11 protein-coding genes are annotated in these 12,383 nt (G+C 46.7%); 5 read left to right on the forward strand and 6 right to left on the reverse strand.

Annotated elements, in window-relative coordinates:
* Positions 1 to 43 precede the first annotated feature (43 nt).
* On the forward strand, positions 44 to 1,267 hold the full coding sequence (locus tag KFE96_RS05085; RefSeq protein WP_255834910.1) for a hypothetical protein: 1,224 nt from the start codon (positions 44 to 46) through the stop codon (positions 1,265 to 1,267).
* Positions 1,268 to 1,281: 14 nt separating this feature from the next.
* On the opposite strand, the gene KFE96_RS05090 is transcribed toward KFE96_RS05085, so the two are convergent.
* The 4 genes from KFE96_RS05090 to KFE96_RS05105 form a co-directional block, all read right to left on the reverse strand.
* Positions 1,282 to 2,097: a TIGR00282 family metallophosphoesterase gene (locus tag KFE96_RS05090; RefSeq protein ID WP_255834911.1), complete on the reverse strand. Its 816-nt coding sequence runs from the start codon at positions 2,095 to 2,097 to the stop codon at positions 1,282 to 1,284.
* Between the two features lie 26 nt (positions 2,098 to 2,123).
* Complete coding sequence (locus KFE96_RS05095) at positions 2,124 to 2,705, reverse strand: 5-formyltetrahydrofolate cyclo-ligase (RefSeq protein ID WP_255834912.1); 582 nt, start codon at positions 2,703 to 2,705, stop codon at positions 2,124 to 2,126.
* A gap of 188 nt (positions 2,706 to 2,893) precedes the next feature.
* Positions 2,894 to 3,211 (reverse strand): cell division protein ZapA, encoded by a 318-nt coding sequence (locus KFE96_RS05100; protein ID WP_255834913.1) that lies wholly within the window; start codon positions 3,209 to 3,211, stop codon positions 2,894 to 2,896.
* Positions 3,211 to 3,696, reverse strand: a complete 486-nt coding sequence (locus tag KFE96_RS05105; RefSeq protein WP_255834914.1) for a hypothetical protein — start codon at positions 3,694 to 3,696, stop codon at positions 3,211 to 3,213. Before KFE96_RS05105 ends, KFE96_RS05100 begins: the two co-directional genes overlap by 1 nt.
* 243 nt (positions 3,697 to 3,939) lie before the next feature.
* Between KFE96_RS05105 and tkt the strand changes: the two genes are divergently transcribed.
* From tkt to pgk, 3 genes are all read left to right on the forward strand, one after another.
* Positions 3,940 to 5,943, forward strand: coding sequence for a transketolase (gene tkt / locus KFE96_RS05110; protein WP_255834915.1), 2,004 nt, complete (start codon positions 3,940 to 3,942; stop codon positions 5,941 to 5,943).
* 55 nt (positions 5,944 to 5,998) lie between these two features.
* A complete protein-coding gene (gene gap, locus KFE96_RS05115; RefSeq protein WP_255834916.1) occupies positions 5,999 to 7,003 on the forward strand; it encodes a type I glyceraldehyde-3-phosphate dehydrogenase in 1,005 nt (334 codons plus the stop codon).
* 78 nt (positions 7,004 to 7,081) lie between these two features.
* Complete coding sequence (gene pgk / locus KFE96_RS05120; protein ID WP_255834917.1) at positions 7,082 to 8,245, forward strand: phosphoglycerate kinase; 1,164 nt, start codon at positions 7,082 to 7,084, stop codon at positions 8,243 to 8,245.
* 46 nt (positions 8,246 to 8,291) lie between these two features.
* On the opposite strand, the gene KFE96_RS05125 is transcribed toward pgk, so the two are convergent.
* On the reverse strand, positions 8,292 to 10,235 hold the full coding sequence (locus KFE96_RS05125; protein ID WP_255834918.1) for an ATP-binding protein: 1,944 nt from the start codon (positions 10,233 to 10,235) through the stop codon (positions 8,292 to 8,294).
* Between the two features lie 9 nt (positions 10,236 to 10,244).
* The gene (locus tag KFE96_RS05130) at positions 10,245 to 11,225 is read right to left on the reverse strand and encodes an ABC transporter substrate-binding protein (RefSeq protein ID WP_255834919.1); all 981 of its coding nucleotides are present in this window, start codon (positions 11,223 to 11,225) and stop codon (positions 10,245 to 10,247) included.
* A 216-nt stretch (positions 11,226 to 11,441) separates the two neighbouring features.
* Between KFE96_RS05130 and KFE96_RS05135 the strand changes: the two genes are divergently transcribed.
* On the forward strand, positions 11,442 to 12,362 hold the full coding sequence (locus KFE96_RS05135) for a class I fructose-bisphosphate aldolase (RefSeq protein WP_255834920.1): 921 nt from the start codon (positions 11,442 to 11,444) through the stop codon (positions 12,360 to 12,362).
* Positions 12,363 to 12,383 lie beyond the last annotated feature (21 nt).

Below are 12,383 nucleotides of genomic sequence, written 5' to 3' on the forward strand. Positions count from 1 at the left end.
ATTGTTTATTATTCGCTTTGAAGAATATTGATAAGGTTTTTTTGTGAAAACTATCATTTGTGATTCCAATTTAATTCATCGTTCAGGACATTTTTCCGTTTGGAATAAGTTTCTAGTAGATATTGCTCTTGAACAAGAGGAAGAAACGTTTCTGGTATCACATAAATCGTTGCCTGGTGAGAACTTATGGGGTGGTACGCTGGTAAAACATTTTCAGCACACCATCATGCATGACAGTGCGGAGCAGGATAACGCCAGAATTTTAAATACGTATCTGGGGTTCAATCAGGTATTCCTCAACGATATGAAGAAGTTGCCAGCTACTTGGTTTGAAAAAGAAACCAGAGTTATTTTTTCAAACCTCTCTTATAACCAGTTGGATGGTGCCGTTCGGTGGGTAGGTTCATTTGAAGAAGGTAAACGACCACATGTGATATTTTTTCTTCATGAACCCAGTGGGTGTTACTTCAATGAAGCATCAGGTGAGTTTTTGGTAAATCATGCGCATTCGGCTAAATTTCATCAGCATTTTTTAAAAATGGCACGTGATGTTGGGGCGGAAATCTATACATGTGGTGAAACGCTTGCCAAACAATATAGCCATCTTGGCGGGCGGGAAATTTTACCGCATCCATTGATCAACAGCGCTATACAAGCACCGCTAGAAATGAATCAAAAGAAGAATTTTGCGCAGGTCCTGATGTTTGCGGGTGTGCCTGATATCTCTAAGGGATTTGGATTGATACCTGATGCGGTGTGTGATTTGACATCCAGGTGGCCAAAAATCAAATTTGCAGCCCATGCTGATAAACGTCGGTTATCTGGGGAAAATGAAGCTATATTCGGTGAGTTATCCGCTTTGAGGCAAGAGCATCAGAATTTCTTGTTTAATACACTGTTACTGGATCAGGCCCAGTATGCGGACGCTTTCTTTTATAGTTCTGTTGTGGTTGCTCCTTACATAGGCGAAAACTATGTTTATCAAACATCAGGCGTGGTTTGGGAAGCCATTGCAACGGCTAATAGATTGGTGGTGCCGAAAGAAACGTGGCTTGAAAAAGAAGTGCAAGAAATTGGCGCTGACTATGTTGTATTTGACAAGGCGGATGGAGCGTTCGGGGTTGCTGATGCAGTTTCTCGTGCCTTGACAGGATTGGATATAACTCTTCAGCAGCGTATCGAATGTGCACAAAAATTTAGAGCCAAACAAAATCGCAGGCATATGATAGAAATTCTTAAAAGACCGATATACGAGTTAGCGCGCTAAGTCAAAGATCGTTGTTACACCTCAGGAATATGCTCCATTAGACGTGGCCCCATGCGTACAGGTTCAATCCGTTTTGCAAGTCCGGTGCGGTCATCTGTTTCCACGAAAGTGCCGCACACTGTTGCTTCGCCGCTCGCAGGGTTATAGCGTTCCTTATTCATTTTCGTTAGGAAACGGCTGATAGGCTCTTCTTTATCCATGCCGATAACACTGTTGTAATCACCGCACATCCCGGCATCTGTTTGGTAGGCTGTGCCTTTATCAAAAATCTGGCAGTCTGCTGTTGGAATATGGCTGTGAGTGCCAACAACAAGGCTTACCCGGCCATCCAGATATTGGCCCATGGCCATTTTCTCGCTTGTTGCCTCACCATGAAAATCTACAACAATGGCATCAACAGTGGCACCAAGGCGGTATTTTTTCAGAATGTCGTCTACGGCGCGAAACGGGCAATCCATAGCGTTCATAAACACACGACCCATGGCGTTGATAACCAGCACTTTTTTGCCTCGCGGGGCATCATAAATATTATAGCCGCGTCCTGGCGTGCCAGGTGGGTAATTTACTGGGCGAAGAATGCGGCCATCAGCACCAATAGCTGTAAGTAGTTCTTTTTGGTCGAATGTGTGATTGCCACCAGAGATAACATCGGCACCAGCCTGAATAACCTGTCCGGCAATTTTGCTTGTAGTACCAAATCCAGAGGCAGCGTTCTCAGCGTTTACTATAACGAAATCCAGTTTCAGTTTTTGGCGGAGATCGGGCAGGGCATCTGTTGCAGCGTTTCTGCCAGAACGGCCCATCAAATCCCCCAGAAATAGTAAACGCATAATTTTTCTTTCTAACTTCTTACTCGTTACATCACTTTTTTGCGGGGAAGGATTACACCTTCCTCGGTAATGATGCCCTGCATTGGCCAATCAAATTCGCTTCTTGGTAAGTTTTCCACAAATTGGGCCCCATATGCAAACCCGAAGGCTTTAATTTCTGTGTGTGCTGCTAGCGTGCGATCGTAGTAGCCGCCGCCCCAGCCCAAACGATAACAGTCTTCATCAAAAGCGAGCAGAGGTGCTAACAGGGCGTTTGGAGTAACTTCAGGTGCATCTGTAACGGGCTGCATCGTGCCTAGAGCACCTTTCTCAAGCGGGTCCCCTTGTCCCCAAAGGCGGAACGTGAGTGGCGCGTTTTCTTCGCTTACTACTGGCAACGCAATACGGTATCCAGCCTGTTCAAGCGACAACATCAAAAACCGTGGATCAAGCTCATCCCCAATTGGCCAATAGCCAGCAATGATAGCGCCTTTGTTAAAACTGGAAAACATCTGCAGGCCGTGTTTCGCTGCTTTCTCTGCGGCTTCAAGAGCATACATTTGAGCAGCACCCGCGCGCATGCGTTTCGCCTCGGCGCGGAGATCAGCTTTGCTTGTTGGTTTTTTCATAGTGTCTTTCTGGTGGGTGCGGGACCACCTCTGCCGTTCTGACGTTTGTACTCTCCGGAACCTGATAAATCAGGTGGGCGCCGTATGAGAAGAACCACGGTTCTAACCAGTGACAGCTCCCTAGGAGTGTTTATAGCCCCGGGAATTACTGCATATCGCACGCACAGCGCAGTGCCCGCGCCGCATACTTAAGCGTTTGTGAGCTTTTCTGCAATACCTTCTACTTCTGAAGAGACTTCATTCAGAATTTTAGCGAGGTCGGTTTCGGAGATTGCGCCCATCAGTCCGCCACTCCCTCCGTTCTCAAGCGCTTCGTGAAGTTCATCTGCGATGAGTACTGCAGACATCAGAAGAAGGCGGGATTCGTTGATGTGCCCAAGCTTGCCAGCGAGATCACGCGCCTTGGTGTCAACATAGGCTGCGAGTTTGCGAATGCGATCTTCATCACCTTCAGCGCAAGCGAGCGGATAAGGTTTACCGTTAATGTTTACACTAATCTGCGCCATTATGCATCTCCCGCCAGAGGTTCAAGGCTTGCAATTGCTCTATCCAGTTCGGCTTTGATCATTTCTTTTTCAGCCTGCATCTCTTCCAGTCTCTGCTGCAAGAGGCGCATTTCCAGCTGTCCGCTAACATCAACCTCAAGCGGTTTTGGTTTATCTACCTGTTCTTGTAGATCTGCATATTTGGTTTTCAGAAGCCGATAGTTTTGCTCAAGTGCGGATTTTTCTTCCCGTAATGTGGCAAGTTGATCTTCAATTTCCGATGACGGTGTTTGTAGGGCATGTGCTGCAATTTGTTCATGCAGTTTCAGGTTTTCTGTTTCCAGTTTTGCCACGCGTTCAGCAAGCTGAACTTTCTCATTCGTGATACTGGCTGCTGAATTTAAAGCTTCGCGTGTCGTAATTACACCCTGAGCTAAGCCTGAGAGAGCTGTCTCGAGTCGCGCTCTTGCCGCTTCTAATTCTTGTGAAGATGTATGCTCTGTCATTTTCTTGTCTCAACTAACTGAAGGCGCTAAAGCCGATAATTTCAGTATGTAAAAAGCTAATTTCTCTTGAAGATAGGGTGTTTGCAGGACTGTCGTCAATCATACACAAGCATTGTTGCATCTGAAAGTAAGAAAAACACTGCTAAATTACGCTCACAAAGGTTGACTATGCAGTTCTTCCCCGCCATTTTGACCGCGATTTTCACGTCGCCTTTTTAGGGCCAAAAAGACAAGTTGATAGAAATGAGCGATATTTCACTCCAAGCTGAAAATGATCTTGAGCAAAAAATGGCAAATGCGATCCGCGCTTTGTCCATGGATGCAATCCAAAAAGCGAATTCGGGCCACCCTGGTATGCCAATGGGAATGGCCGATGTAGCAACAGTTCTTTTCTCTAAGTTTATGAATTTCGATCCCGCGTGGCCAACATGGCCAAACCGGGATCGTTTTGTATTGTCAGCTGGTCACGGCTCAATGCTGATCTATTCGCTCCTTCACCTAACAGGTTATGAAAACCCGACAATGGAAGATATTAAAAACTTCCGTCAGCTTCATAGCCCAACCGCTGGTCATCCAGAGTTCGGTGAGTGCCCGGGTGTTGAAACAACAACTGGCCCGCTAGGCCAAGGTCTTGCAACATCTGTTGGTATGGCAATCGGTGAGCGTCTATCAAACTCTGAGTACGGTGACGATATAACGAACCACCACACATATGTGTTGGCGGGTGACGGCTGTTTGATGGAAGGTGTTTCTCAGGAAGCTATCTCTCTTGCAGGTCACTTAAATCTATCGAAGATGATCGTGCTTTGGGATGATAACTCTATTTCCATCGATGGTTCGATCGATCTTTCATCAAGTGAAGATATGATGGCGCGCTTTGAAGCTGCAGGCTGGCATGTTCAGGCAGTTGATGGCCACGATATGGAAGCGATTGAAGTTGCAATTGGTCTTGCGAAGGAAGCCGATAAGCCTTCCATGATCGCATGCCGCACTACAATCGGTTACGGCGCTCCTAACAAGCAAGGTACATCTGCAACACATGGTGCACCGCTTGGTGATGATGAAATTGCTGCGGCACGTGCTTTCCTAGGCTGGGACGCTGAACCATTCGTAGTTCCGGAAGATGTGCTAAACGCTTGGCGCGCTGTTGGCGCGAAAGGCGCAAGCGCTTCTGCCGCATGGAAAGACAAATTCGGTGCGCTTGATCAGTTCGTGAAAGAAGATTTTGATCGCCGTCAGAATAAAGACCTTCCAGCAGGTTTCACAACAGCGATCAACGAATATAAAGCCCAGCTTGCTGCTGAGCCTGTAAAGGTTGCGACACGTAAAGCAAGCCAGATGGCGCTTGAAGTGATCAACGGTGTTGTGCCTGAAACAATTGGTGGTTCCGCTGACCTTACGGGTTCGAACCTTACAAAAACAAGCCAGACAGAAGGCATCACAGCTGATGATTTCTCTGGTCGTTATATGTATTACGGTATCCGTGAATTTGAAATGTGTGCAGCGATGAACGGCCTTGCGCTATACAATCAGCACATTCCGTACGGTGGTACGTTCATGGTATTCACCGACTATGCTCGCCCAGCGATCCGCCTTGCGGCGTTGATGAAGCAGCGCGCGATTTATGTGATGACACACGATAGCATTGGTCTTGGTGAAGATGGCCCTACGCACCAGCCTGTTGAGCATGTGATGAGCCTGCGTACAATGCCGAATGTGAATGTTTTCCGTCCATGTGATGCTGTTGAAACAGCTGAATGTTGGGCGCTTTCACTGGAAGCTAAAGAAACACCAAGCATTCTATCCCTTACACGCCAGGGCCTTATTCAGCAGCGTACTACGCACACTGATGAGAACCTCTGTGCTAAAGGTGGTTATGTTCTGCATGAAGCAGAAGGTGGCGAAGCGAAAGTTGTATTGATCGCAACAGGTTCTGAAGTTGAAATCGCAGCAGCAGCGCGCGATACACTTCAGGCAGATGGTGTGCCAACACGTGTTGTTTCCATGCCATGTACAGACCTGTTTGATCAGCAAGACGCGGCTTATAAAGCAGAGGTACTGCCTGTGGCTGCTTTGAAAGCTTCTATTGAAGCGGGAACTACATTCGGTTGGGAGCGTTATACTGGCCTTGACGGCGTGAATATCGGTATGACCACGTTTGGTGCTTCGGCTCCAGCTGATGAACTATATGAGCATTTCGGAATTACAGCTGATGCACTGGTTGCAGCTGTGCGTGAGAAGCTCTAATTAATTACAAATATTTTGTTTGTACGAATACACCACTATTTGGAGGACAACCTCAATGACTGTACGTGTTTCCATTAACGGATTTGGCCGCATCGGCCGTAACGTTCTTCGCGCTATCTATGAAAGCGGTCGCACAGATATCAAAGTTGTAGCGATCAACGATCTTGGTGACGTGGAGATGAACGCTTACCTTCTTAAGCGTGATAGCGTTCATGGCCCATTCCCTGGTGATGTGAAGGTAGACGGCGATGCAATCGTTGTGAACGGTGACCGCATCCGCGTTACTGCTATCCGTAACCCTGAAGAGCTTCCTTGGGGTGAAGAAAATGTTGATGTTGCAATGGAATGTACAGGCATTTTCACAGCACGCGAAAAAGCAGCAATGCACCTAACAGCAGGCGCGAAAAAAGTTCTTATCTCAGCGCCTGGTGCAAATGCAGATAAAACAATCGTATACGGCGTGAACGATGGTGACCTGACAGCAGAAGATACAATCGTATCAAACGCGTCTTGTACAACAAACTGTCTGTCACCTGTTGCAAAAGTGCTTAACGACCTTGTTGGCATTGAGCGCGGTTACATGACAACTGTTCACGCTTATACTGGTGATCAACCTGTTCTTGACACACTGCATTCAGACCCACGCCGCGCACGTGCGGCTGCACTAAGCATGATCCCAACATCAACGGGTGCTGCTAAAGCTGTTGGTCTTGTTCTTCCTGAGCTTGCTGGCAAGCTTGATGGTTCGGCGGTTCGTGTTCCAACACCAAACGTATCTCTTGTAGATCTTAAGTTTGATGCTGGCCGCGAGACAACTGCGGAAGAAATCAACGAAGCAATCAAAGCTGCTGCTGAAGGCGATATGAAAGGCGTTCTTGGTTATGAAGATATGCCTGCAGTTTCTATCGACTTTAACCACAATGCAAACAGCTCAACATTTGATTCAAGCCAGACAAAGGTAACAGACGGCACATTCGTTCGTATCCTGACATGGTACGATAACGAGTGGGGCTTCTCCAACCGTATGGCTGATACAGCTGTGAAAATGGCGAGCCTCTAAGCTCTTTCATTTAAGTGATTATAAGGGCGGTCGGTTGATCGCCCTTTTTACTATCAGCCTTCTTCGAGAGTGATAAAAATGGCTTTCAAAACAATAAAAGACCTTGGTGACCTAACAGGTAAAACTGCTGTTGTGCGTGTGGATATCAACGTACCAATGCAGGACGGCGAGGTAACAGATGCAACTCGTCTTCACGCAGTGAAGCCAACAGTGGACGCAATCGTAGCCGCTGGTGGCCGTTCGGTTCTTCTGGCACACTTTGGTCGCCCTAAGGGTAAAGTGGTGCCTGAGATGTCCTTGAAACCGATTGTGCCAGCACTTGCTGATGTTCTTGAGCGCAGTGTTGGTTTTGCTGAACTCGGTGATGATCTGCCATCAGATGAAGTTGTTGTTCTTGAAAACACACGCTTCTTTGAGGACGAAGAAAAGAATGATCCTGAATTGGCAGCTAAGTTTGCAGCCCTTGGTGATGTGTATGTAAACGATGCGTTCTCAGCGGCGCATCGCGCCCATGCTTCCACAGCTGCTATTGCAAAGTTACTTCCGGCTGCTGCTGGCGAAACCATGGGCGCTGAACTGAAAGCACTTGAAAACGCGCTTGGTACGCCTGTGAAACCGGTTGTTGCTGTTGTGGGCGGTGCCAAAGTTTCGTCAAAGCTTGCGGTCCTTGAAAACCTTGTGGAGCAAGTTGATCATCTGATCATCGGTGGCGGCATGGCTAACACATTCCTTTTCGCACAAGGTATGGATATCGGTGCCAGCCTTTGTGAGAAAGATTTGAAAGATACAGCGCTTACTATTCTTTCCAAGGCTAAGGATGCTGGCTGTAAAGTGCACTTGCCATCTGATGTTGTTGTAGCAACTGAATTTAAAGCTCATGCTGCAAATGAGACTAAAGGTGTAGATGCTGTATCCGGCGCTGAGATGATCCTTGATGCAGGCCCTGCGACTGTCGCTGAGCTTGCTGAGGTGCTTAAGGTATCCAAAACACTTGTATGGAACGGCCCTATGGGTGCGTTTGAAATGGAGCCATTTGACGCGGCTACAGTTGCACTTGCTAAGGCTGCTGGTGAACTGTCCGAGGCTGGATCTCTTCTCACTGTTGCAGGTGGTGGTGATACAGTAGCGGCACTTGCTCATGCTGGTGTGAAAGAACAGTTCACACATATTTCTACAGCTGGTGGCGCATTCCTTGAGTGGATGGAAGGTAAAGAGCTTCCGGGTGTCGCGGCGCTTGGTTAAAGCTCATTAAAGTGTTTCAGGAAAGGCTCGCACGTGCGGGCCTTTTTTATACTCGGTGAGTTTGCAGGCGAGAGAGATTGAAGATTTCTTCCATCAAATGTTCTTTGTTGATTGGTTTGGAAACAAAGCCATTAAAACCAGCAACAAGCAGCTTCTCTCTGGCAATAGGGTCATTCTGGGTTGATGTAGCGATCATTGGAAGATGCTTAAAGCGAGAGTCCATACCCCTGATTTCATGCATGGTCTCTTCACCATCCATAATTGGCATATGAATATCAATAAAGGCCAAGTCTATAGGGGGCAGGTTAGGGTAAATCAGCAAGTCTTTCATGGCTTGTATGGCTTCAGACGCATTCTTGCAGGGGTAAACCCTATGCCCGAGCTTTTTGAGAAGACTGATGAGGAAAGAACGCGTTAATTCAGAATGTTCAACAAGTAGAATATTCAGCGGTTGCTGTTCGCGAGCTGTTAAGGCGGAGTAACTGAAATCGGACTGTGGATCAGCAATAGGCACTTCCATTTCCAAACTGAATGTTGAGCCTTCTTCCAGAACGCTGGATACATGGATATCAGCGTGGAGGATATCTGCAATATCTTTACAGATGGTCAAACCAATACCAGCGCCTTTATAGTTTTTGATCCGCTGATCATTCGAGCGGTAAAAACGATCAAAGAGATGTTTTTGTTCGGTTGGTGCGATGCCGATGCCAGTATCCGATACTGATACATTCAGCAACATGCGTGAAGCATCAACAGGCTCACTGTTAACCGCGATGGTGATTGAACCTTCTTCCGTGAAGCGAACAGCATTGTCGGTGAGGTTTACAAGTATCTTCCGAATGAGAACAGGATCACTTTCCAACCAGATTGGATCATCCTGATTAGATGTAACCCTGATAGCCAATCCCTTCTTTTTGGCCTGCATGATAGTGCTGTCTACGATGTCTTGGATAAGAGAATTGATACAGAACGCTTCGGATGCTGGTTTCACAGTTCCTGCTTCAAGCCGACTGGTTTCAAGTAAGTTACTGATCAGGCCGGAAAGCGTGCGTGCGGATGCTTCTGTAGAGCGAAGATAAATTCGAGCTTCTTCATCCAGTTCCGATTCTCCGAGAAGATCAATGAAACCAAGCAACCCTGCAAGAGGTGTTTGGATTTCATGGCTCATGAAGCTTAGGAAGTTATTTTTCGCCAGATTGGCAAGCTCTGCATCATTTTTGGCATCTTCCAGTTCGGAAAGAGACTGTTCAACCTTCTCCGCCATTTGGTCGAAAGCTCGGCCAATTTCTGCAAATTCATCAGCGCCAACAAGATTAGAGCGAGCACCTTTTTTGTTTTTTGCAAGTTTGGCTGCAGCACTTAATAAAGGTGAAAGGCGCATATCCAGATGACGCCGAAGAAGGATAATAGCGATAACTGATAAAACGAGCATCAGTGTTGCCAATAATTCGGAAGGAATCGCAGCAATATCGGTGATAGATTTGTTCAGGTTGGAAAAATCATGAACAATAATCAGCGTCCACCGTTTCTGATCACTTCCAACCGTGTGCCTTAGGGCTGCATATCCTGTGAGGAGTGTTTCATCTTTATCATGCCATTCTACTGATAGGGTTAGGGTATCATTAACCTTATCAATCTCTGCCTTGGTGTAGGGTGAGTTTGTAGCGCTTAGAGGTTCGCCGATATTTCGGGAACGGTTTGAATACTGTACGATGAGGTTTTCATCTACAATGAACAGCCTCTTGATCGCAGGATCATTGTTCGCGAAATAAATCTCTTTCTCAAGTTCGCTGGTATCATCCAGATACAGAAGTTCAATGAATCTGGATTGCTGAATTTGAAGGAATGTAAGTGCCTGACGCTTGCTTAGGTCCACGGCTTCTTTTTGTGCAACAGGGAAGCCAACTGTATAGAAGAACACCACAAGCATCAGGCTGCCGCTAAAAAATAGCAGTGGAATAAGATGCCTGAGTGAAATGTTCTTCAACATTGGATAATTCTAATTTTCTGTTTCTAGCGCTTTGGCGTCTTCAAAAGGTTTCGTATTAATCTTCGGCATAGACGAAAATTGCATCCGGTCACTGATAGCCTGAAATGTCATCAACCGTTTTTCTATGGTGTCTTTCAAGCGTCTGGCATCATCCCCGAGGAACGTGGTGTTTTCAGCGATTCCGGCAAGCTTAACCTGGTTTTTTACTGCCTGAAAATCTTCGGGCTTAAGGAGACCTGCAGGTAGATCACTGCCGGTTTCTTGATTAGATATATATTCAACTGCTTTCAGCCAGCCTTGTACAAGCTTTGTAACCTTGGACGGGTTTTGTTCCAGATATTGGGTTCGAACAATAAGCACATCCAGAATTTCGCCGGGTATCTGTGAGCTATCAAAAATCTTCCGTGCACCTATTTGGGCCATATCGTTGATGGCTGGTCCAAAGGCGGAGGCAACATCAATTTCACCAGCTGCATAGGAAGAGGCAAGTACCTCATTTTCCATAGGGGCAAAATTTATATCGTCGAGCGTCATGCCGTGGTTTTCGAGCGCACGTAGCAGAAGGAACATGTTAACCGTATTGGCTTCCGCCGCAACATTTGCGCCGGTGATGTCTTCAATGGATTTTATTGGTGGACGGGCTAAAATCTGATCAGCCCCATTGGACCAATCCAGAACCAGGATAATGGAGATATCTTGCCCTTGTTGGATAAAGGTAAGGGCGCGGCTTAAGGATATAGCTGCGGCATCCACTGTACCGGCTTGCAAGCTTTGCATTAACACCATTGAAGCCGGAGTTTCGATGAGATGAATATCTTTACCTGAATAGAAGTTTAGAGCCTCTGCAATATAGAGCGGTTCATACCCCGGCCAGTTACTACTTGAAACCCTGAGGGGTTGATTAGGTTCAGATTGTTCGCATGCTGCGGTGAGACAGCAAGCAAAAAATAAGGCAGATACGCGCAGGTATCTCTGAAAAACCTTAGTCAAACCAATATCTTGAGTGCGTTTCATATAGTCCAATATGTTGATAAAATATTAGTCTACTCGCCCCTTGTCGCATAATAACCTTATCTGGTATCAGTTAACCAGTCATTAAAGATAGAATTATGCGCCTTCAAACGTTGCGAATGCTAGGGAGTTTGTGTATCAAGGGCGCACAAAGCACCGCCTATATAAACACTATAGATCCTTTAGGGGGCCCCAATGAGAGTTACTAGAACTGTCAAAAATATTCTCGCAAACTACGAATCTGATAATCCAGGTACTAAAGCAAACCTAGCCCGCATTTTGTGTACAGGTAAGCTTGCTGGTACTGGTAAAATGATTATTCTGCCAGTGGACCAAGGCTTTGAACACGGTCCGGCACGTTCATTTGCACCAAACGCTCCGGCGTATGATCCTCACTATCACTACCAGCTCGCTATTGATGCAGGCCTTAACGCTTATGCATCTACGCTTGGGATGCTAGAAGCTGGCGCTGATACATTTGCAGGACAAATTCCGACTATCCTGAAAATTAACAGCTCTAACAGCTGGGCAACAACAAAAGACCAATCAGTAAACGCTTCTGTGGATGATGCTATCCGCCTTGGCTGTTCTGCAGTTGGCTTTACTGTTTACCCGGGTTCTGAGCACGCACTGGACCTGTTCGAAGAGTTCCAGATGATTGCTGAAGAAGCGAAGGCGAAAGGTCTTGCTGTTGTTCTTTGGTCATACCCTCGTGGTGGTGATCTGTCGAAAGACGGGGAAACAGCAATGGATGTTGGCGCTTATGCAGCTCATATCGCAGCTGAACTTGGTGCACACATCATTAAAGTGAAGCTTCCAAGCGCTCACCTTGAGCAGCCAGAAGCGAAGAAGGCTTTCGAAGACGCTGGCATCGATCTTTCTGATCAGGCTGCACGCGTTCGCGAAGTTATGCGCTCTTCCTTCAATGGTCGCCGTGTTGTTGTATTCTCTGGTGGCGCGAAAAAAGGTGCTAACAGCGTTTATGATGATGCTCGTGCGATCCGCGATGGTGGCGGTAACGGTTCTATCATTGGCCGTAACACATTCCAGCGTCCACGCGAGGAAGCAATTGCTATGCTGAACGAGATTATTGATATCTATAAAGGCAAAGCATAAGCCCATAGCTTATAAAGCTCT

This window comes from Kordiimonas sp. SCSIO 12603, from assembly GCF_024398035.1.
GTDB lineage: Bacteria > Pseudomonadota > Alphaproteobacteria > Sphingomonadales > Kordiimonadaceae > Kordiimonas.